This window comes from uncultured Methanobrevibacter sp. (assembly GCF_934746965.1).
In the GTDB taxonomy this organism is placed as follows: Archaea; Methanobacteriota; Methanobacteria; order Methanobacteriales; family Methanobacteriaceae; genus Methanocatella.
The window spans coordinates 224239-245068 of sequence record NZ_CAKVFS010000001.1 but is presented as its reverse complement, the minus strand read 5'-3'; the positions used below and the strand labels follow the sequence as shown (position 1 = coordinate 245068).

Sequence of the window (20830 nt, the reverse complement as noted above, 5' to 3'; positions counted from 1 at the left end):
TTACACATCAATTATATTAATTTTTCCAAAATTTCATATCTTTTTTCAATCCTTTCAAAAGGATTTTTAGACACTTTACCATGAGATGGAATTTTAATTAATGTTTTTGATTCTTTTTGAACATTTTCTTTTAAATAATCTGGATAAATCACATAATCATAATTTTTATCATCAATGACAAAACCCATACTTTCAACAGTATCTTTTAAAAAATTAGAATAAACTTTAACTCGAATATTCTTATTATTAATATTATTAAGGTATTTTTTAGAAAGTGGATAATTATCAAAAAAGGAAATTATTTCATCATCATTTAAGCTATTATTAAAATCTAATTTTTTAATACTTTCAAAAATTTGAGTTGAAGAATTAAGTTTGATTGGAATAGCATCTATTTCAACCTTACTCTCAGATAGTAAAATAGCTAAATCTCCATCTTTTTTAGATGGATGTTTATTAACATTATAATTTTTTATCCCTGCTAATTTTACAATTTCCTCACACATTGGTGTTGTGACAATTTTCATAATAATAATTATTATAAAAAGTAAAATTTAAAATTAATTAATTTTTATAAATATGGATTATGAAAGTCACATTAAGTTTTGAGAAAACACAAACAAAAGATACATCAATAATGGTCGATGCACTTAGGGCAAGTACTACAATTACATTAGCTTTGAATAATTTTAATAAAATCATCCCTTGTTTCACTCCAGAAGAAGCTTTTGAGTTAAAAAACAAGACTGGCGGAATATTAGCTGGAGAACGTAATGGAAAACGTGTTGATGGTTTTGATATTGGAAATTCTCCAAAAGATGTTGAAAATTACAAAACTGATGTTGAAACATTAATATTAACTACAAGCAATGGAACTAGAATTCTTGAAAAAATGGATTCTACAGTCCTTGTTGGATCTATGGTAAATGCAAAAGCTGTAGGGTACAAAAGTGTTGAAATAGCTAAAAATGAAATTGATGTTGTAATGGCTGGTTATAAAGGAAATTTTGCTCTTGAAGATTTTTTAGCTTCCGGTGAGATTCTTTATTGGATTTATAAAAAATTAAAAGATAAATGTGAATTAAGTGATTATGCAAAAGCTGCAATACTAGCTAGTAGAGACTACGATTCCTTAAAAAAGGGATTTTATAACTGTAATTCTGGAAAAAAGTTAACTAGACTTAATTCCAAGAAAGATATTGATTGTTGTGTACTTAAAAACATAAGCTCAAATGTAGCTATTTACGAAGATACTATTTTAAAATTAATTAAAGATTAGATTTATATACAAATTGTTAAAATATATACTATAACATAATATAACAGATGTGTTTTTTTTGAAAAGAGAATGTTTAACTATAATAGGAACTGCTCATGTATCTGCAAATAGTGTAGAAGAAGTTAAAAATACAATTTATGAGCAACATCCAGAAGTAGTGGCTATTGAATTAGATAGAGGTCGATATACTCGATTGAAAAATGAAATGATGGGTATTGAAGAAGATGACACTATTTCTGTTTCAAAAATTATTAAAGAAGAGAAAGTAGGATTATTTTTAGCTACTACAATTCTTTCATATTTCCAATCTAAAATTGGAGAAGATGTTGATGTAAAACCCGGATCAGAAATGATAGGTGCAATTGAAGCTGCTGAAGATTTAGAAATCCCTATTGCATTAATTGACAGAGATATAAACACAACATTACAAAGAGCACTTAATAAAATGGGATTTGTAGAAAAACTTAAATTTGCATTTAGTTTACTTACATCTATTTTTTCAAGTAATGAAGAAGCGGAAATTGATATCGAAGAATTAAAAAATCCTGAAAATCTTGATGAAGTAATGGAATTCTTTAAAGAGGAATCTCCAAAAGTATATGAAGTTCTTGTAAAAGAAAGAGATGCATATCTTGCAGGAAATATTTTAAGAATACCTCAAGACCATGTAATAGCTGTTGTAGGTGCAGGACATAAACCAGGAATTAACAGATACCTCGATAATCCTGAAACAATTCCACCTTTAAGAAAATTAGAAGTAGTTAAAGAGAAAAATGGAATTCCATGGTTTAAAGTTATTCTTGCTTTAATTCCAATATTATTTGTTGTGATATTTTTTCTGGCCTACATTAGTGGGATTAATATAACCTGGAACATCTACGAATTCATTGTTATAAGTATGATAATGGGATTTATTGGTTCAATTCTTTCTGGATCAAAAATTCAATCAGCTATTGTTGGAGGAGTAGTAGCTCCATTAACTATAATCCACCCATTACTTGCTGCAGGATGGTTTTCAGGACTAGTTGAAGCAAAATATAGAAAAGTTAGAAAAAGAGACATAGCTAATCTTAGCAAAGTCAAAAGTTTAAAAGAATTATGGCACAACAATATAGTTAGAATTTTACTTGTAGTAGTTGGAACTAATTTAGGTGTTAGTATAGCTACACTCGTTATATTGCCATCACAAGTATTTATTCCATTATTTATGAAAATATTTGGTGGATAAAAAAATAATAATTTTTATTAAAGTATACTTACATAATTATTAAATAAAAAAAATGGAATTAATTACTATGTATTTCATATTTCGATGTGACTGTGGAAGAGTATTATATACCAAAGAAGGAGTAGCTACTCGTAAATGTGTTTGTGGAAAAACTCTCAAAGTAAAACAACGCAGAATATTTAAGAAAGTAGAAACTCGTGAAGAAGCATCATTAGCAGTTCAAGAAATGCAAGACGAAATATATGGAAACACTGGTTTTCAACGAGCTAGTGAATTATAATTTCAACAAAAGGTCTGTTCAAAAATGGCTAACGTAATATTTGAAATAGTATTAATAATCATATTAATTATCCTTACAGGGATTTTATCAATGGCTGAATTAGCCGTTGTTTCGACAAAGAAAGCAAAATTAGAAAAATTATTAAATGAAGGGCATAAAAGTGCTCAAATAATCATAGACTTCGCAGAAGATCCAAATCAATTTTTATCCACTGTACAAATTGGTATTACACTCATAGGTATTTTAACTGGTGCATATGGAGGAGCTACATTAGCTGAACCATTATCCCAATTAATTGGACCTTATGTACCATACAGTTCCACAATAAGTATTTTGGTTGTTGTTATTATTACAACATATTTAACTTTAGTAATTGGGGAAATTGTACCAAAAGTTATTGCATTAAATAACCCTGAAAAAGTTTCTTTAAAATTAGCTAAAAGCATGGTTATTTTATCAAAAGTTTGTAAACCTATTAGTATAATTCTTGCTAAATCAACTGATTTCGTTTTATGGACTATAGGTATGAAAAGTTCATCTGAATCAATAGTAACTGAGGAAGAAATTGAATTATTAATTGAAGAAGGAAGAGAAGACGGGACTATTGAAAAAGAAGAAGAAGACATTATTAAAAGAGTATTCAAGCTTGATGATAAAAAAGTCGAAAGTATAATGACCCCTAGAAATGAAATTATTTGGGTGGATTTAGAAGATGATAGAAGAGTTAATGAAATTAAAATCATGGAAAGTAAAAGATCCATTTTCCCAATATCTAACGGAGAATTAGATGATTTTATTGGAGTAGTTCAAGCAAAAGATATTCTTTCACTTTTATTTAGTGAAGATGAATTTGATATAAACACAATTATTAAAAAACCTTTAGTCGTTTCTGAAAATCTTGAAACATTAGAATTATTGAAAGAATTTAAAGAAAATCAAGAGTATGTTCACATGGCACTTGCTGTTGATGAATTTGGTAGTGTTGAAGGTTTAATAACTTTAAATGATTTACTTGAAGGAATTGTTGGAGATATTCCAGGTATAGACGAAACAGATGACCCATTAGCTACACAAAGAATAGACGGTAGTTGGTTAATTGATGGAAGATTCCAAATTGATAAATTTAAAGAACTCTTTGATTATGAAAAAGAGTTTCCAGATGAAAAAGAAGATCAATACACAACATTAGCTGGATTTATCTTAAGTTTAAGTGGTAAAATCCCTGAAGAAAATGAAGAGTTTGAATGGGATAGATTTAACTTTGAAATATTAGACATTGATGGACATCAAATTGATAAAGTTCTTGTAACTGATTTAGGTCCTCAAGAAGAAACATCCGAAGAGGTGGAAGAATGATTGAGTTATTAATTCAAATTATTTTACTTGTAGTTGGATTTGGAATTTTAATAAAAGGATCAGATGTCTTTGTAAGTGGATCCAGTAATATAGCAACTATTTTAAAAATTCCAACATTAGTTGTTGGATTAACTATTGTAGCTTTTGGTACAAGTGCACCAGAAGCTGCAGTATCCATATCTGCATCTCTACAAGGAAGTAATGCATTAGCAGTCAGTAATGTAGTTGGAAGTAATATTTTTAATATTTTAGGAATTATAGGTATATGTGCACTACTTAAAGAATTAAAACTTGGAGAAAATGTACTTAAAAAAGATATTCCATTCTTATTAATTATCACTTTATTATTAGTAGGATTCATATTATTAAACTGGGATTTAACAAGAATTGAAGGAATCATATTATTAATCCTTATAATAATCTATACAGCACATTTAGTATATACCTCTAAAAAATCAAAAGGAGCAGACTTTGTTGAAAAACCTAAATTTGGTATTGGAAAAAGTATTCTCTATGTCATCATAGGACTTATTGCAATTATTCTTGGTGCTCAATTAGTTGTTAATTCATCATCATATTTAGCAATAGCTTGTGGAATGAGTGAAACATTAGTAGGATTAACAATTGTAGCTATTGGAACATCATTACCTGAACTTGTAACTTCATTAACCGCTTTAAAAAGAAATGAAAATCAGTTAGTTATTGGAAATGTAATCGGATCAAATATTTTTAATATTTTATTTGTGCTAGGTTTAAGCAGTGCTATAAATCCAATTACCGTAAGTTCAAATATGATTATCGACTTAGCTTTAATGATATTCATTACAATTTTATGTTTCATATTTGGTAAAAGTCAAAATAAATTTGATAGAAAAGAAGGAATAATCTTAATTGGATTATTCATATTATATATGGCTTTTGTGATTATTAGAAATTAATTTTTTTAATTCACAGGCTTTACATATATCTGAAGATGTAGGTTCACCACATAACTTACATTCATTTAAATTACTTGGAATATCACTTTCAAAAGTTAAAATCTTTTGAAATGATTCCATAATATTATTTTTTATTCCAGGATAAATATCCTCATTATTATTTAAAAATTCTTTTATTTTAGCTCTTAAAGACAAATGAGAATAAGGACATTCATCTAAATGAATATTAATATCATTTAAAACTGCCCAAGTTCCAACTTCTTTTTCTGGAGTATTCCATAACGGTTTGATACGTGGAATTAACTTAGGATGAATAACATCAAGTTGAGGTCCAAATTTTGAAAATTTAATTAAATCACCACGGGCAAAACTCATTAAAAAAGATTGAATTTCATCATCAAGATTATGTCCAGTAGCTATCTTCTTTGCTCCACATTCAAAAGCAGTTTTATTTAAAATATTCCTTCTAAAAACTCCACATGGAATACATGCACTTTTAAAACCACTATAAACATCATCTAAAGTAAAACCTTCTTCATCTTTAAATGATTTTTGAATTAATTTAATATCCAATTTTTCCGCATTATCAATAGCTGCATCAATACCATGTTGACGATAACCTTCAATACCCTCATCAACACTAATAGCTATTAAATCAAAATCTAAATAATCCTGATAATTTTTTAAAGCATGTAATGTTAAAACACTATCTTTACCACCAGATAATGCAACAGCTATTAATTCATGTTCTTCTATTAAATTATAATCCTTAATTAAATTATTAATTCTTGTAAATATTTTTTCATTAAATTCTTTTTTGTTTAATTGAACCATTACTAAATAAATTTATAATAAGATAAATAAATAATTTTACTAGGTGAATTAAAAATGATAACAGCAGATTTCGCAATATTACCTGTTGGAACTAAAGATACAGAATGTAAAGAGTATGTTACTGCAGCAGTTCAAGCTATTAAAGATTCCGGACTTAATTATCAATTAACTGGAATGGGAACTCAAATAGAAGCTCAAAATCTTAAAGAATTATATGAAGCAATAGCTAATGCTCAAGAAGCAGTATTTAAAACTGGAATTGGTAGAGTTTATACTGTGATTAAAGTTGATGATAGACGTGATTTAGAAAATAGAACTTTAGATGCTAAAGTTGATACTGTAAATAAAATGTTAAAATAAAAAAAAGATTAATTAAAGCTATCACTAGCTTTTTTAACAGCTTCGATAACTAAATCTAAATCTTTTTGTGTTAATGAAGGATGTACTGGCAATGAAATTACATGATTTGCTGCAAGCTCTGCATTTGGAGCGCTTCCTTCAAATCCTAATTTTTCATAAATTGGTTGATCATATAATGGAATAGGATAATGAACACCAGTTCCAATTCCTTTTTCATTTAAAAATTTAACCCAATCATCTCTTTTTCCTTTTTCAATAAGAATAGTGTATTGATGATAGACATGTTTCAAATCATCAGTAGAATATGGAGTAATTACACCATCAACATCTTTTAAACCTTCATTTAAATATTTTGCATTTGCTATTCTTTTATCATTAAATCCATCAATGACATTTAATTGTGCAAGACCTATAGCTGCAGAAATATCAGTCATTCTAAAGTTATAACCAATTTCATCATGAGTGTATTTTATACTGGATCCATGAGCTCTAAACATCCGTGCTCTTTTAGCTAATTCCTCATCATCAGTAGTTATAATTCCTCCTTCACTAGTAGTCATGTTTTTAGTAGGATAAAAACTAAAACATCCTGCATCTCCTAATGAACCTACATTTTTACCTTTATACATTGCTCCATGAGCTTGTGCTGCATCTTCAATGACTTTTAAGTCGTGTTTTTTGGCAATTTCATTAATTTTGTCCATGTCTGCAGATTGACCATACAATTGAACTGGTAAAATAGCTTTTGTTTTATCAGTAATTAATGCTTCAATACTATCTGGATCAATAGTATATGTTTTTAAATCAATATCTGCAAAAACAGGAGTCGCTCCTGTGTAAACAATTGAATTTCCAGTAGCAATAAATGTAAATGGAGTAGTAATTACTTCATCACCCTTACCAATTCCTGCTGCAAGTAAAGCTACATGTAATGCAGAAGTTCCAGAATTAGTTGCAATTGCATATTTAGTTCCAATCCAAGCAGCAAATTTTTCTTCAAATTCAGCTACTTTTGGACCTTGAGCAATCATACCAGATTTTAAAACTTCTACAACATTTTTAATTTCTTCATCTCCAATTATTGGTTTTGCAATTGGAACTTTAATATCCGCCATTTTATCACCAAATTCTATAAAAATAGATTAATTTAAACTTACAATAATATTTAAATCTAATAATATTTAAAATATTACTTGATTATTTTAAAAAGTGATAAATTATGGATGAATATAATATTAAAACAGTTAAAGAGGGATTAACAAAAATTCAATTTCCTGAATTTGATAAAATTTCATCTGAAGCACCTGTTTTTTATAACCCTCATATGGAATTAAATAGAGATATTTCTATTTTAGCACTACAGACCTTTCAAAAACAAGAAAATAGAGATATAAATATTTGTGATTTATTTGGAGGTAGTGGAATACGCGGTGTTCGTTATAAAAATGAAATTAACGGCGTGGATCAAGTATTTATAAATGACATTAGTGAAACTGCAAATGAATATGAAAGACATAATGTTAAATTAAATAATTTAAATGATATTGAAATATTTCAACATGATGCAAGTATGTTCTTAAGAATGCATCGGGGAGAATTTGATGTTATAGATATTGATCCATTTGGAACTCCTTCACCATTTTTAGATTCTGCAGGGTACTGTTTACGTAGAAATTCATTGTTATGTGTCACTGCTACTGATACCTCTGCATTATGTGGAACATACAAAGAACCATGCATCCGAAAATATAATTCAAAACCTTACAAAAGTGAATACTGTCATGAAACAGGTATTCGGATATTAGCAGGATTTGTTGCACTTACATTAGCTAAATATAGTAAATCTATAGAAGTTAAATTATCCCACAGTACTGAACATTATATGCGTTTATATATAGAAATTAAAAAAGGTTCTAAAAAAAGTGATGAATGTTTAAAAAATATCGGATATATCAGCCATTGTAAACATTGTTTATACAGAGAACAAAACAAAGGATTAGCTACATCTACACCAAATATTTGTCCAGAATGTGGTGAAAAATTGATTCAAGCAGGCCCATTATGGCTGGGTCCAATTCAAAACGAAGAATTTATATCTAAAATGATTGAAGAATCAGAAAATAAAACATTAAACACAAAAAATGAATTATTAAAACTATTAACTGCATGTCGTGATGAATCAAACAGCCCTGCTACATTTTATGATGTTCATAAAATTTGTAAATCATTGAAAATTAGTGCACCGAAACTTGATTTAGTATTTGATAATCTTGAAAAAGAAGGTATTGGAGCTACAAAAACCCATTTTAATCCATTAGGGATAAAAACCGATGCATCAATAAACAAGCTCAAAGAAGTAATAACCAAATTATCTTCTTCAAATTAAACAAATATTCAAATTACCCAAATAGTGAAAAAATTAAATATCATCCAAAATTTATAAAAAATATTAAATGAATATAAATTCATTAATATTTATTTTTTCAAACAAAATATAATATAATTATAATATTAATTAGGAAAACTATTTTTAATACCAATATTATTCAGATAATAAAATAAATTAATATATATTATTTAGTGCAACACCAATAGGTTACTAACTTAATAACCATGATTGAAACATATATGTATCCGAATAATATTCAAAGATTCATGAAAAATAATATATAAAATAAAATCAATTTTTTAGAACTACATTTAAAATAATATTAAAAATTCTAAAAAATGTACGAATAATTTATATAATATAAACACATAACAATTAAACATAAACATATTCTTGTTTATTATTTAACAAGTATTATGATTACAGAGAGGTTATGAATATGGCTAATACAAATAATTTTATCCAACTGGATGACACTGATGTCAACATTTTAAAAATAATCAATGAAGATGTTAGAACATCCTACAGACAAATATCACGTAGTTTGGATGTTTCTGTTGGAACTGTCCACAATCGTATTGATAAAATGGTTAAAACTGGTGTGATTAAAAAATTTTCACCGATAATTGACCATGAAATATTAGGATATGTACTTACAACTATTATTGGTGTACGAGTTAGAGGTGGAAAACTCAAAAGCTGGGAAGAAAAAATTTACCACAATAAAAATATAGTAGGAATTTATGATGTAACTGGAGAATATGATGCATTTTTAGTAGCTAAATTCAGAGATACAAATGAATTAAATATTTTTATTAAAGACCTAGTTAAAGACCCAAATATAGAAAGAACATACACCCAAACAGTATTAGATGTTATAAAAGAAGATATGGGATCTTCAAATATTTTATAAAACATGTAATTAACTTATAAAACCAAACCATCACATATATTCTTTTAACATTAATCTATCATACATACAAACCAAATAACCTATTTTTACTTAAAAAATTGCCAAAAAATAAGCTTAAAATATATAAGTTTCAAAAAACATAATATTACAAAATAATTATTAGAGGTTATTAAATGGCAGTTTGTTTACCTGACACCCAAGATGATACTCCTAGTATACCTATTAAATTAACAAGAGTAGGAGTAACTGGAGTTAAAAAATTATTGCAACTCGAAAGAAATAACAAAAGACCTATAATTTTAGTACCTACATTTGATGCATTTGTAGACTTACCAAATGATCAAAAAGGAGTGCACATGTCTAGAAATCCTGAAGCTATCAGTGAAGTACTAGAAGAAGTAGCTAAAGACAGCTCAGTAGAAGTAGAAACATTATGTGCTAAAATAGTAAGTAAAATGATGTCTAAACACGAATATGCTAAACGTGTTGAAATATCAATGACTACTGATTACATGTTTATGAGAGAATCACCAGTAACTAAAAATAAAACACAAGAAATGGCTAAACTTAAAGCTAAAGCTATTGGTTATAGAGAAAATGGTGAAATCAAAATTAGGAAAAGTATCGGTGCAGAAGTTATTGGAATGACTGTCTGTCCATGTGCACAAGAATCTGTAAAAGAATCCAACAAAAATAAATTATTAGAATTCTTAGATGAAGAAACTACTCAAAAAGTATTAGATACTGTAACTTTCGCATCACACAACCAAAGAGGTGTTGGAACATTATTAATTGAAGTTCCAGAAGGTAGAGAAGTTAAAGGAGAAGATATAATTCAAATAATTGAAGAATCTATGAGTTCTCCAGTTTGTGAATTATTAAAAAGACCTGATGAAAATGCTACAGTTTTAAATGCACATGAAAAACCTGTTTTTGTTGAAGACTGTGTAAGAAACATGATGAAAAAAATAGCTAAAAAGTATTCTGACTTCCCAGAAGACACTTTAATTACTTCACGTCAAGAAAATCATGAAAGTATCCATAGACACAATGCTTTTGCAGAAAAAGTAACAACAATGGGCGAATTAAAAGAAGAATTAAGGATATGATTTAATGCAAAAATTCTATGAAATCGCAGGAGAAGTAATGGGATTTTTTGATGCTTTTAAAGGATCAAGACCTGCTATTGACAATAAAAGAATATTAATCGTAAGAGGCAGATCAAGAAAAACACTACCTATTGATGAATTAAGTTCCAAACTTGATGAAATTGGAGTTAAAATAAATGGTCAGGAAATTGAACCTCATTCAAAAAAGATTTCTGAAATTCTACAAATTGGAGATAAAAACATACAAAAGAGTGAAGGTCAAACAAACAATATAGATAAACATGGCTTAGAAAGAATGCGTGAAGAACTTGAAGCTATGGGACTTGTAATTGAATATAAAGCCTTTGAAATACCTTGTTGTTATGTTGTAATCGCAATTTGGGAAGATAAACATGGATTCCCACCATTATACGTTGAAGTAACTGTCTCAGAAAAAGAAGAATAAACCATGCAAACAAAAGAAAAAATTCTCAAGATATTAAATTCAACAGATAGTGAAATAATTGAATTTATGAAAGAAACTTCAAAATATCGGGAGAATAATATTATTACATATTCTAAAAATGTTTTCATACCATTAACTGAAATTTGTAAAAATGACTGCGGATATTGTAATTTTAAAAAAAGTCCAAATGATTCTAGTGCAATTATCTTAAAAACAAAAAAAGAAATATTAGCTAGTTTAAAGGAAGCTGAAAAATATGGGTGTAGTGAAGCTTTATTTACATTTGGAGAAGATGCTGATGAAGAGGAATCAGTAAAAGAAAAATTATCCCAGTATGGTTATGAAAACATGATTGATTATGTTTTTGATATTTGTAAAATGACTTTGGATGAAACAAAACTACTTCCCCACACTAATGGTGGTAATTTTAGTTATGATAATCTAAAAAAGTTAAAAGAAGTAAATGCTTCAATGGGAATGATGCTCGAAAGTAGTTCTGAACGATTAATGACTACAATAGCACATAATAAAAGTCCAGGTAAAAATCCTAAAATCAGATTAGAAACAATAGCTAATGCAGGGAAACTTAAAATACCATACACAACAGGGATTTTAATTGGAATCGGTGAAACAAAAGAAGAAATAGCTGATTCTTTAATAGCAATTAAAAAACTGTATGATACATATGGTCACATCCAGGAAGTAATTATTCAAAATTTTACAAGTAGTCCTGGAATTGAAATGGAAAATTGGATAGAACCAACATTTTTAGATATGGTTAGAACTGTAATAGCTGGAAAATTATTATTTAAAAATACAGATGTTAGTATTCAAGTTCCACCTAATCTAAATCGTGACACTGCACAGATATTCTTATTATGTGGTGCAGATGACTGGGGTGGTGTTTCTCCAGTGAGTCCAGATTATGTAAATCCAACATCTCCTTGGCCAACATTAGATGAACTAAAAAGATTAACTAATGATGCGGGATTCAGATTAACTGAAAGATTATGTGTTTATGAAAAATATATTAATGAAACATGGTTAAATGAACTTCTACTTGAAAGAATATCTAATTTATCCTAGCATCACACACTACATGAAATACTCCAGGAGAGTATTTCTTAACCGTATTTAATTTTAAAAATTCTACATCACGATTTTCAGATGCTTCACGAATTCTATTTATCGGACGAACATCCATTAATTTTTCAGGGACTGTTTCATGATAATGAATAATTCCTCCTTTATTTAAACTATCTACAGCTATTTTTAAATAATGATGTGTTGTTTTCACATAGCCCATGATAATTCTATCTGCTTTATAATTAGGAGTTAAACCTTTACAATCTCCAAGTAAAGGAGTTATATTTTTTATTTTATTTAATTTAATATTTTCATTTAAATAATAAAATGAATTAGGGTTTATTTCCATGGAATAAATCTGTTTTGCATTACTATGAACTCCAATAGGAATTGAAAAATAACCAATTCCGGCAAACATATCAATTATTGTTTCGTTATCTTCAACAAGTCGAGCAATTCTTATTCTTTCATTATTATTTCCTTTAGACCACATGACTTTTTTTAAATCTAATTTAAAAAGACAATTATTCTCTTTATTAATTGTTTCAGTTTCTGTACCATATAATAATTTAATGACAGGTTCTCTTTTTGTACCATAAATATGATCAACTTTCATAATAGTTTTAACATTGTGTTTATTTGCAATTTCATCTAGATTCATATTAGATTGTACATCAAATTTGTTATCCAATATTAAAATGTCCCCTATCTTTTTCCATTTCATTAACAAAACTCCATTAAAGTATCTTAAAAAGAAAACTTTATATATGTAAATACATAATGTAATATTAGTTAGTTTATACTAATTAATTGATTCTGATTTTATAAATATTAATATAGAAAATTACATGTTTATATAATAAATTTTATGTATAACCTACAATATAGTTGAAAAATACAAATATTTTAAATACTTACATGAGGTGTTTAACATGGATGATAAAATATTAGAAGGTACAACAACTGTAGGAATAACCTGTAAAGATGGTGTTGTATTCGCTAGCGAAAGGAGAGCTAGTATGGGAAACCTTGTAGCTCACAAAGTCGCTGAAAAAATATTTAAAATAAATGATCATATCGTAACAACCATTGCTGGTAGTGTTGGAGATGCTCAAAATTTAATGAAAATAATTGAAGCAGAAGTTTCACTTTATCAAATGAGAAATAATGATAATATGAGTGTTAAAGCTGCTGCATCAGTAACTGCAAACATTTTACGTTCAGGTCCAATGTATGTTCAAACATTACTTGGAGGAATGGATGGAGATAAACCTTCATTATATTCTCTTGACCCAGCAGGAGGTATGATTAAAGATACATACATATCCACAGGATCAGGTTCTATTGTAGCATATGGTGTTCTCGAAGACAGATACCATGAAGAAATTACAACTGACGAAGGATTAGAAATAGCTATAAGAGCTATCAAAGCTGCTAGCGAACGTGATACATTTTCAGGAAATGGATACTTAGTAGCTAAAGTAACAGAAGACGGCTTTGAAATGTTAGATAATGAAAAGGTTAATGATATTGTAGCAAAGATATAGAAACTATTTTTCATAACTAACTACTTTTTATATAAATGTGTAAATAGTTTATGAAGTTTAAACTAATTATAGCATCAAGCTTTTTCATAAACTATATTTACACAATACTTTTTTTTGAAGGGATTATATGACTTCAGAGATTTTAGAAGATATCAAAAAAGAAATAATGCAAAAGTTACCAAAAAATGCACAGGTTGCTAAAGTAGAGTTTGAAGGACCTGAAGTGGTACTTTACACTAAAAACCCAGAAATCATAACTGACAATGGGGATCTTATACGATCATTAGCTAAAGAACTTAGAAAAAGAATTATTATTAGATCAGATAAAAGTGCATTATTAGCTCCAGAAGAAACTATTAAAAAAGTTCATGAAATAGTTCCAGAAGGAGCAGAAATTACTGACATCTACTTTGACACAGTAACTTGTGAAGTAGTTATAACTGCAAAAAAACCTGGGCTTGTTATTGGAAAATATGGTGTAACATCTAGAGAAATTGTTAAAAATACTGGATGGGCACCTAAAATTTTAAGAACACCACCAATAAGTTCAGATGTGATTGGAAAAATTAGAACAACCTTAAAAAGCAGCAGTAAAGACAGGAAAAAAATGTTACAACGTCTTGGTAAACAAATCCACCAAGGAACCAAACATCCAAATGATTGGGCTAGAGTAACATCTATGGGTGGTTTTAAAGAAGTTGGACGTTCATCTATGCTTTTACAAACACCAAACAGTAGAGTATTATTAGATTGTGGTGTTAACGTGGCTGCATCAGATAATAAAAATGCATTTCCTTATTTGAATGTGCCAGAATTTTCAATTGAAGAATTAGATGCAGTTATTATTTCTCATGCTCACTTAGACCATTGTGGATTCGTACCTTACCTTTACCATTATGGATATGAAGGGCCTATTTATTGTACTACTCCAACAAGAGATTTAACAACACTTTTACAGTTAGATCATCTTGACATAGCTCACAGAGAAGGAAATCCACTACCATTTAATGTAAAACATGTGCAAAAAGCTATTAAACATACTATAACTTTAGATTATGGTGAAGTAACTGATATTTCTCCAGACATTAGATTAACATTACATAATGCAGGACATATCTTAGGTTCAGCTATTTCACATATGCATATTGGTGACGGAGCTCATAATTTAGTTTATACTGGAGATTTCAAATATGAAAGAAGCAGATTACTTGAACCTGCAACATTCAGATTCCCACGTGCTGAAACAGTAATTATGGAAAGTACTTATGGAGGTCGTGAAGACATACAACCTTCAAGAAATTCTGCAGAAAAAGAAATGATGAAAACCATCTACAAAACTTTAAAACGTGGTGGAAAAGTTTTAGTACCTGTATTTGCTGTAGGAAGAGCGCAGGAACTTATGGTAGTACTTGAAGAATATATGAGACATGGAATGATTGAAGAAGTCCCAATTTACATTGATGGAATGATTTGGGAAGCTACAGCTATTCATACTGCAAGACCAGAATATTTAAGTAAAGATTTAAGAGACCAAATATTCCACATGGGCAGGAATCCATTTATCTCAGATATGTTTAATAAAGTTCAAAATCTGGATCAAAGAAAAGATATTGTTGAAAGTAATAGTCCTGCGATTATTTTATCAACCTCAGGTATGTTAACTGGAGGTAATTCAGTAGAATACTTCAAATGGTTATGTGAAGATGATAGAAACACATTAATCTTTGTAGGATATCAATCAGAAGGATCATTAGGTAGAAGAATCCAAAAAGGATGGAAAGAAGTACCTCTTGAAGAAGATAATAAAACAAAAGTATTTAATGTCAAGATGGAAATTAAAACCATTAATGGATTCAGTGGACACTCTAATAGACGCCAATTAATGGATTATGTAAAAAGACTTAATCCAAGACCTGATAAAGTTATTACTTGTCATGGAGATCCTTATAAAACAACAGACTTGGCTTCATCAATACATAGAAGTTATAAAATTGAAACTAAAAGTCCTATAAATTTAGATAGTGTAAGAATACACTAAAAATAAATACTAATTGAAATAAATATAATAATATAATTTAATATTTTTATTGATTTAAAAAAATAAAAATACCACTAGGTGTTAAAAAAATGGTTACTTATTCAGAATCTGGTGTTGATATTGATCTTGAAGCAGTTACTGTTTCAAAACTCGCATCAAAACTTAAATCAACATTAGAATATAGAGATATAATAACTGATAGCGGTCATTATGCTGCATTAGTTAAATTAGGTGACAAAGCTATTGCAATGAGTACTGATGGAGTAGGTAGTAAAATATTAATTGCTGAAATGATGAATAAATACGATACTGTCGGTATAGACTGCATAGCTATGGTTGTAAATGATATTCTTTGTGTTGGTGCAGAACCAATAGCATTAGTAGATTATCTTGCAGTAGAACATCCAGACCCCGAAAGAGCTGAAAAAATAGCTGAAGGTCTTGTAACAGGAGCAAAAGAATCTAAAATTTCAATAATTGGTGGAGAAACTGCATCACTTCCAGGAATAATAAAAGATTTTGATTTAGCAGGAACTGGAATTGGTTTTGTAGATATTGATAAAATCATTACTGGCGAAAATATCGAAGCAGGAGATGTTTTAATAGGTATTGAAAGTAATGGTATTCATTCAAATGGATATAGTTTAGCTAGAAAAGCATTATTTGATGATGCTGGATTTTCAATTGATGACAAAATGCCTAACTGCAATACTACAATTGGAGAAGAATTATTAAGACCAACTGAATTATATGTTAAACCTATTGTTGCATTATTTAATAAAGAATATGAAATCCATGGATTAGCACATATAACTGGTGGAGGCTTTACTAATCTTAGACGTTTGAAAAAAGGTGTTGGATACAATATAAATAATCTTCCAGAGACTCCTGAAATATTCAAACTTATATATCAACAAAATGTTCCTCTTGAAGAAATGTATAAAGTTTTCAATATGGGAATTGGTTTTGTTGTAATTACTAATAAAGATGAAGCTGAAAAAATAATAAACACCTTAAAAGAATACTGTAACTGCCAAATCATCGGAGAAGTCACAGATGATGAAAAAATTACAGTTAAAACTTTTGAAGGTAGCGAAGTTACATACTGATTCAATAACTAGAAAGGAGAGTGAAAAGAAATGAAAATAATGAAAGATAATGAAATAGCTCTTGTAAAAGAGATATTGAAAAAATTAGGGGCAAGTGAAGAAGATAGTCAATTAGTAGCAGAAGCTACAATTGATGCAGATTTAAAAGGATTTACCTCACATGGACTTGGTAGATTCCCACAATACATAATTAGTATTGAATCAGGAACTATAAACTTAAAAGATAATATAACTATTGAAAAAGAAACTCCAGCTATTGCATTAATAAATGGTAATAGTGGATTTGGACAAGCTGTTGCATATAAAGCTATGAATTTAGCAGTGCAAAAAGCTAAAGAAGTAGGTATTGGTTGTGTTGGTGTCCATAATTCAAATCATTTTGGAGTAACTGGATTTTATTCAGATATTGCTATTAAAAATGGAGTTATAGGAACTGTAATTGCAAACACTGACCCTGCTATTGCTCCATTTGGTGCAAGTGAAGCTCTTATTGGAACTAACCCAATAGCTATTGGTATTCCAAGTGATTCATACATCTCTGTAGATATGGCTACTTCAGTAACTGCTCGTGGAAAAATATTAGAATCTAAAAGAAAAGGATTAGAATTACCTGAAGGTTGGGCATTAGATAAAGATGGAAACCCAACAACTGACCCTGATGAAGCACTTGAAGGATCCATTTTAGCATTTGGTGGATTTAAAGGATATGCTTTAGCATTTATGATTGAAATATTAACTGGACCTTTAGTAAATGCAGGATATGGAAAAGGAGTTACAGGTACTGCTTCACCAACAAAAGACTGTACCAAAGGTGATTTATACATAGCTATTGACCCAAGCAAATTTGGTTCAATGGAAGACTTCAAAGCAAAAACTGAAGATTTCTGTTCTCAAGCTAGAGCTGCAGGAGAAAATGTTTCCCTTCCAGGAGATTTAGAAGTTAAAAAAATAGCTAACGCTGAAGCTAATGGAATGGAAATTGATGAAAAATTATACGAACAATTAAAAGAAATCTGTGACAATCTAGACATTGATTTCAATTCATATTTAGAAGAATAAATTTATTCTTCCTTCTTTTTATATTTAGCATAAAAACCATCAGTATCCGCATATATAGCATAAAAACCATAATCTTCTGCTTTTTTCATGGCTTTTTTAATATATTGCCTACCCCAAGATGTAATAGCTTTTGCACATTCATAAGAATACCATCTAAATCTTGGAAAACCATAAATACCATACATAGTATTAGCTAATCGTTTTATAGCCTGTTGTTGTACATCTAAAGTCTTTTTTTCAGTTGGATCCACAGATGCTTTCATAGCTCTTTTAATCTTAAATCTTTCAGCAAGAATTTTAGATATAACTGATGGGATAAATCCTTTTGGTGATTTTTTAAATTTCAAATCATGTTCAGGAGAAATATTATACTCTTCCCTATTTTCAACCTCACCAATAACCAATACATCTGGAGAAATATTTTTTGAAATAATTATACTAGGATATAGACTTCTAAAATCAAATTGGACTAAATTTTCATGAAGACCTATTTCAGGTTCTTTAACATAACCCCCCTCATTATCTTCTTCAGCTGCTCTAATTGCAAAGTTTGATCCTCCAGGCTTATTTGGTACAACTTCATTATCAAAATATGCTTCTTTAACTAAAAACCATTCAGCTTGTTGACCTGTAGCCATACGACTTAAGTCAAAAAGAGGTTGTCCTACAATACGAGTAAGTTCTAAGTTAAGTGGAAGTGTTTGTTGAGCAATTTTTAATGTGGCAATCACATCATCTAATGAATAATCAAACAAATCATCTAATTGTGTTGAATCACTATCCCAATATTCCCAAATATGCTCTCCAGGAACATCAATCTTTTCTTCACCAAACAATTCATAATAAACTCGTTCTAAGGTGTATCTCTCTAAAGTCATGTATCTTCTCATAACAAGATATAAATCAACATGAATTAAACCTTTAAATGAAGCAGAATTAGCATAACCCCTTCTAATAAACTTAATATTAGAATCATCCATTCCCAAATCCAAATCCAATCCATAAACTTTAGCTCTATCTTTAAGATAAGGGAAATCAAAGTTATCTGAATTATATCCTACAATAATATCCACATTGTTTTTCTTAACAACATCAATAAATGTTTCAATCATCTCCTTTTCAGAACTTACCTGATTAACAAAATCATCCCTATCCTTAGAATTTGTTTTAGTTGAAATAACTTGATTTATTCCAAAATTACTAGCCACACCAATCATGATTATTTCATCAACTTCTGAGTTAGGCATACCATGAGGGTTTCTAACTTCCAAATCAAAACTTAAAATCCTAAAATCCTGTAAATCATCCCTTATACATTCAAGAGGTTTATTAAGTTTAATAATTTCCAAATCATGTTTTTTAGAATCCAAATTTAAAAAAGAATCAATTTTTTCACCGCAAGCTTTAACTTCAGTCATTGGAACAACATTACGATCAATTAAATATCTTCTATAAAATGGAATATCATATTCCCTTATATGTGCCACCTGATCTAAATCACTCAAATTATCCCTATTTTTAGCTAAATCCTGAGGATTTAAAAAAGTTAATTTCAAGAAAGTTTTTTCTATTTGGAAATCTTTTTTAATAACTTTTTGGATTTTAACATCCTCTAAATTATCCAAGATTTGTTTTTGACATTCTTCAAAGTCATTTTCAGGAATAACATATAAATATGGTTCAAAAGTGTCATCTAACAAAACAATGTTTTTATCTCCTTCCTTTGAAAATAAACGAATTATAGATTTATCTTCATACATAACATAATCAATATCCAAAATAACAACATTTTTTTCCATATTTAATCCTCTTTATTCTTATTAAGTTCTATTCTAAAATTATCTAAAACAGCATAAGTTATTCCCAATATTAACGGACCTAAAATAAATCCTACAATCCCATAAACTAAAGGACCTGCTAAAAATCCTATAAGTAAAATTAAAGGATGGATATCTGCATAATGACTTGATAATGCCGGTCTGATATACATATCACTTAAACTAAGGAAAAATCCAAATAAAAGAACAATTACAACCCTAACATAATTTCCAGAAATTAAATCCACAATAGCTAATGTCCAATAAATCGGCCAAGGTCCAAATACAGGAATTAATTGAAAAATACCTGTAAGTACTCCTAAAAACACTCCCTGAGGATATCCTAATAATGAATATCCAATAGCCCCAATAATACCAATTATCAAAGATGTTAAAAAATGTCCATAAAATATGCTTTTTAAAACATCTTTAACAGACTCCACAGTTCGTGTGAAGAAATCTTTACTGCTTTCAGGAATAAATGACTCAACAAATTTATAACAATTACCTCCATCTCTAATAAAGTAATATATTGATGCAAACAATATAAACAAATCTACTGAAATTGAAAAAAGTTTACCTGCTAAACTTACAAAATAATTCAATACAACACTACCAATGCCTTTTATAGCATTTAATATAGATGATTTAAGTGTTACAACATCAATATTTGAACTTATATTAGGTGGCAAACTATTAACTAACTGATTAATAAGAGTATCTAAATTTAAATTAAAACCATTTGGATTAACTATTAATACATTAGACAAAACTCCTGAAATTACTGAAATAATATATACAATCAGAAGAACCAATGGAATCATAACTAAAATTATTGCTACAAAAATAGAAATTGATTTGAATTTAATTTTTAGATTTATTTTTCTAGCTAATGGACGGATTGCATAAGCTAATATAGCTCCTAATATAACCATATTTAAAACTGGAGACACAATCATTACTGAAATCACCAATAAAAATAGGATTAACATTACTGGAGGAGATATATATTCTTTCAAATTTTTTTCCATTAGAATCACATT

Annotated in this window: 21 protein-coding genes; 15 read left to right on the top strand and 6 right to left on the bottom strand. The window is 28.6% G+C overall.

What is annotated here, in order from left to right; translation table 11 throughout:
• Positions 1–11: 11 nt before the first annotated feature.
• Positions 12–527 carry a hypothetical protein gene (locus tag Q0984_RS01115; protein ID WP_299522278.1) on the bottom strand — a complete coding sequence of 172 codons (516 nt, stop codon included), beginning with the start codon at positions 525–527 and terminating at the stop codon, positions 12–14.
• Between the two features lie 59 nt (positions 528–586).
• Here Q0984_RS01115 and comB point away from each other — a divergent pair, with 59 nt between their 5' ends.
• The 5 genes from comB to Q0984_RS01090 all read left to right on the top strand — a co-directional run bounded on the left by comB (position 587) and on the right by Q0984_RS01090 (position 5081).
• Entirely contained in the window at positions 587–1279 is a 693-nt protein-coding gene (gene comB, locus Q0984_RS01110) for a 2-phosphosulfolactate phosphatase (protein WP_299522275.1), read from the top strand.
• 49 nt (positions 1280–1328) lie between these two features.
• Positions 1329–2507, top strand: a complete 1179-nt coding sequence (locus Q0984_RS01105) for a TraB/GumN family protein (protein WP_299522272.1) — start codon at positions 1329–1331, stop codon at positions 2505–2507.
• A gap of 67 nt (positions 2508–2574) precedes the next feature.
• Complete coding sequence (locus Q0984_RS01100; RefSeq protein ID WP_299522349.1) at positions 2575–2787, top strand: DUF1922 domain-containing protein; 213 nt, start codon at positions 2575–2577, stop codon at positions 2785–2787.
• Between the two features lie 24 nt (positions 2788–2811).
• Positions 2812–4143: a hemolysin family protein gene (locus Q0984_RS01095; RefSeq protein ID WP_299522269.1), complete on the top strand. Its 1332-nt coding sequence runs from the start codon at positions 2812–2814 to the stop codon at positions 4141–4143.
• On the top strand, positions 4140–5081 hold the full coding sequence (locus tag Q0984_RS01090) for a calcium/sodium antiporter (protein ID WP_299522267.1): 942 nt from the start codon (positions 4140–4142) through the stop codon (positions 5079–5081). The genes Q0984_RS01095 and Q0984_RS01090 overlap by 4 nt, the downstream gene beginning before the upstream one ends.
• Here Q0984_RS01090 and Q0984_RS01085 read toward each other — a convergent pair.
• Positions 5049–5915 (bottom strand): TIGR00269 family protein, encoded by an 867-nt coding sequence (locus tag Q0984_RS01085; protein WP_299522264.1) that lies wholly within the window; start codon positions 5913–5915, stop codon positions 5049–5051. The genes Q0984_RS01090 and Q0984_RS01085 overlap by 33 nt on opposite strands.
• Positions 5916–5969: 54 nt before the next feature.
• On the opposite strand from Q0984_RS01085, the gene Q0984_RS01080 reads away from it, so the two are divergent.
• Positions 5970–6275 carry an MTH1187 family thiamine-binding protein gene (locus Q0984_RS01080; RefSeq protein WP_299522261.1) on the top strand — a complete coding sequence of 102 codons (306 nt, stop codon included), beginning with the start codon at positions 5970–5972 and terminating at the stop codon, positions 6273–6275.
• A gap of 8 nt (positions 6276–6283) precedes the next feature.
• On the opposite strand, the gene Q0984_RS01075 is transcribed toward Q0984_RS01080, so the two are convergent.
• Positions 6284–7390 carry a DegT/DnrJ/EryC1/StrS aminotransferase family protein gene (locus Q0984_RS01075; protein WP_299522258.1) on the bottom strand — a complete coding sequence of 369 codons (1107 nt, stop codon included), beginning with the start codon at positions 7388–7390 and terminating at the stop codon, positions 6284–6286.
• 104 nt (positions 7391–7494) lie between these two features.
• On the opposite strand from Q0984_RS01075, the gene Q0984_RS01070 reads away from it, so the two are divergent.
• The 5 genes from Q0984_RS01070 (at position 7495) to cofG (ending at position 12217) form a co-directional block, all read left to right on the top strand.
• Entirely contained in the window at positions 7495–8661 is a 1167-nt protein-coding gene (locus tag Q0984_RS01070; protein ID WP_299522255.1) for a tRNA (guanine(10)-N(2))-dimethyltransferase, read from the top strand.
• 442 nt (positions 8662–9103) lie between these two features.
• Entirely contained in the window at positions 9104–9577 is a 474-nt protein-coding gene (locus tag Q0984_RS01065) for an Lrp/AsnC family transcriptional regulator (RefSeq protein WP_299522252.1), read from the top strand.
• Positions 9578–9750: 173 nt separating this feature from the next.
• The gene (gene mptA, locus Q0984_RS01060; RefSeq protein WP_299522249.1) at positions 9751–10686 is read left to right on the top strand and encodes a GTP cyclohydrolase MptA; all 936 of its coding nucleotides are present in this window, start codon (positions 9751–9753) and stop codon (positions 10684–10686) included.
• A gap of 4 nt (positions 10687–10690) precedes the next feature.
• On the top strand, positions 10691–11131 hold the full coding sequence (locus tag Q0984_RS01055; RefSeq protein WP_299522246.1) for a DUF2120 family protein: 441 nt from the start codon (positions 10691–10693) through the stop codon (positions 11129–11131).
• Between the two features lie 3 nt (positions 11132–11134).
• Positions 11135–12217 carry a 7,8-didemethyl-8-hydroxy-5-deazariboflavin synthase subunit CofG gene (gene cofG, locus Q0984_RS01050; RefSeq protein WP_299522243.1) on the top strand — a complete coding sequence of 361 codons (1083 nt, stop codon included), beginning with the start codon at positions 11135–11137 and terminating at the stop codon, positions 12215–12217.
• Here the strand turns inward: cofG and Q0984_RS01045 are convergent.
• Complete coding sequence (locus Q0984_RS01045) at positions 12204–12941, bottom strand: class I SAM-dependent methyltransferase family protein (RefSeq protein WP_299522240.1); 738 nt, start codon at positions 12939–12941, stop codon at positions 12204–12206. The genes cofG and Q0984_RS01045 overlap by 14 nt on opposite strands.
• A gap of 208 nt (positions 12942–13149) precedes the next feature.
• Here Q0984_RS01045 and psmB point away from each other — a divergent pair, with 208 nt between their 5' ends.
• From psmB to comC, 4 genes are all read left to right on the top strand, one after another.
• Positions 13150–13764, top strand: coding sequence for an archaeal proteasome endopeptidase complex subunit beta (gene psmB / locus Q0984_RS01040; RefSeq protein ID WP_299522237.1), 615 nt, complete (start codon positions 13150–13152; stop codon positions 13762–13764).
• 127 nt (positions 13765–13891) lie between these two features.
• Positions 13892–15802 carry a beta-CASP ribonuclease aCPSF1 gene (locus Q0984_RS01035; protein ID WP_299522234.1) on the top strand — a complete coding sequence of 637 codons (1911 nt, stop codon included), beginning with the start codon at positions 13892–13894 and terminating at the stop codon, positions 15800–15802.
• Positions 15803–15891: 89 nt separating this feature from the next.
• Positions 15892–16911 carry a phosphoribosylformylglycinamidine cyclo-ligase gene (gene purM / locus Q0984_RS01030; protein ID WP_299522231.1) on the top strand — a complete coding sequence of 340 codons (1020 nt, stop codon included), beginning with the start codon at positions 15892–15894 and terminating at the stop codon, positions 16909–16911.
• Between the two features lie 30 nt (positions 16912–16941).
• Positions 16942–17970, top strand: coding sequence for an L-sulfolactate dehydrogenase (comC, locus tag Q0984_RS01025; RefSeq protein WP_299522228.1), 1029 nt, complete (start codon positions 16942–16944; stop codon positions 17968–17970).
• Between the two features lie 2 nt (positions 17971–17972).
• On the opposite strand, the gene Q0984_RS01020 is transcribed toward comC, so the two are convergent.
• Both Q0984_RS01020 and Q0984_RS01015 read right to left on the bottom strand, forming a co-directional pair.
• Entirely contained in the window at positions 17973–19769 is a 1797-nt protein-coding gene (locus tag Q0984_RS01020) for a DNA-directed DNA polymerase (RefSeq protein ID WP_299522225.1), read from the bottom strand.
• Between the two features lie 2 nt (positions 19770–19771).
• The gene (locus Q0984_RS01015; RefSeq protein ID WP_299522223.1) at positions 19772–20818 is read right to left on the bottom strand and encodes an AI-2E family transporter; all 1047 of its coding nucleotides are present in this window, start codon (positions 20816–20818) and stop codon (positions 19772–19774) included.
• Between the last annotated feature and the right edge of the window lie 12 nt (positions 20819–20830).

Coding starts and splice junctions, on each gene's coding strand:
- mptA (WP_299522249.1), top strand. CDS start 9,751: ATGGCAGTTTGTTTACCTGACACCCAAGATGATACTCCTAGTATACCT.
- Q0984_RS01020 (WP_299522225.1), bottom strand. CDS start 19,769: ATGGAAAAAAATGTTGTTATTTTGGATATTGATTATGTTATGTATGAA.
- Q0984_RS01045 (WP_299522240.1), bottom strand. CDS start 12,941: ATGAAATGGAAAAAGATAGGGGACATTTTAATATTGGATAACAAATTT.
- Q0984_RS01090 (WP_299522267.1), top strand. CDS start 4,140: ATGATTGAGTTATTAATTCAAATTATTTTACTTGTAGTTGGATTTGGA.
- Q0984_RS01015 (WP_299522223.1), bottom strand. CDS start 20,818: ATGGAAAAAAATTTGAAAGAATATATATCTCCTCCAGTAATGTTAATC.
- Q0984_RS01115 (WP_299522278.1), bottom strand. CDS start 527: ATGAAAATTGTCACAACACCAATGTGTGAGGAAATTGTAAAATTAGCA.
- psmB (WP_299522237.1), top strand. CDS start 13,150: ATGGATGATAAAATATTAGAAGGTACAACAACTGTAGGAATAACCTGT.
- comC (WP_299522228.1), top strand. CDS start 16,942: ATGAAAATAATGAAAGATAATGAAATAGCTCTTGTAAAAGAGATATTG.
- Q0984_RS01085 (WP_299522264.1), bottom strand. CDS start 5,915: ATGGTTCAATTAAACAAAAAAGAATTTAATGAAAAAATATTTACAAGA.
- Q0984_RS01100 (WP_299522349.1), top strand. CDS start 2,575: ATGTATTTCATATTTCGATGTGACTGTGGAAGAGTATTATATACCAAA.
- cofG (WP_299522243.1), top strand. CDS start 11,135: ATGCAAACAAAAGAAAAAATTCTCAAGATATTAAATTCAACAGATAGT.
- Q0984_RS01095 (WP_299522269.1), top strand. CDS start 2,812: ATGGCTAACGTAATATTTGAAATAGTATTAATAATCATATTAATTATC.
- Q0984_RS01055 (WP_299522246.1), top strand. CDS start 10,691: ATGCAAAAATTCTATGAAATCGCAGGAGAAGTAATGGGATTTTTTGAT.
- Q0984_RS01075 (WP_299522258.1), bottom strand. CDS start 7,390: ATGGCGGATATTAAAGTTCCAATTGCAAAACCAATAATTGGAGATGAA.
- Q0984_RS01070 (WP_299522255.1), top strand. CDS start 7,495: ATGGATGAATATAATATTAAAACAGTTAAAGAGGGATTAACAAAAATT.
- Q0984_RS01065 (WP_299522252.1), top strand. CDS start 9,104: ATGGCTAATACAAATAATTTTATCCAACTGGATGACACTGATGTCAAC.
- Q0984_RS01035 (WP_299522234.1), top strand. CDS start 13,892: ATGACTTCAGAGATTTTAGAAGATATCAAAAAAGAAATAATGCAAAAG.
- comB (WP_299522275.1), top strand. CDS start 587: ATGAAAGTCACATTAAGTTTTGAGAAAACACAAACAAAAGATACATCA.
- purM (WP_299522231.1), top strand. CDS start 15,892: ATGGTTACTTATTCAGAATCTGGTGTTGATATTGATCTTGAAGCAGTT.
- Q0984_RS01080 (WP_299522261.1), top strand. CDS start 5,970: ATGATAACAGCAGATTTCGCAATATTACCTGTTGGAACTAAAGATACA.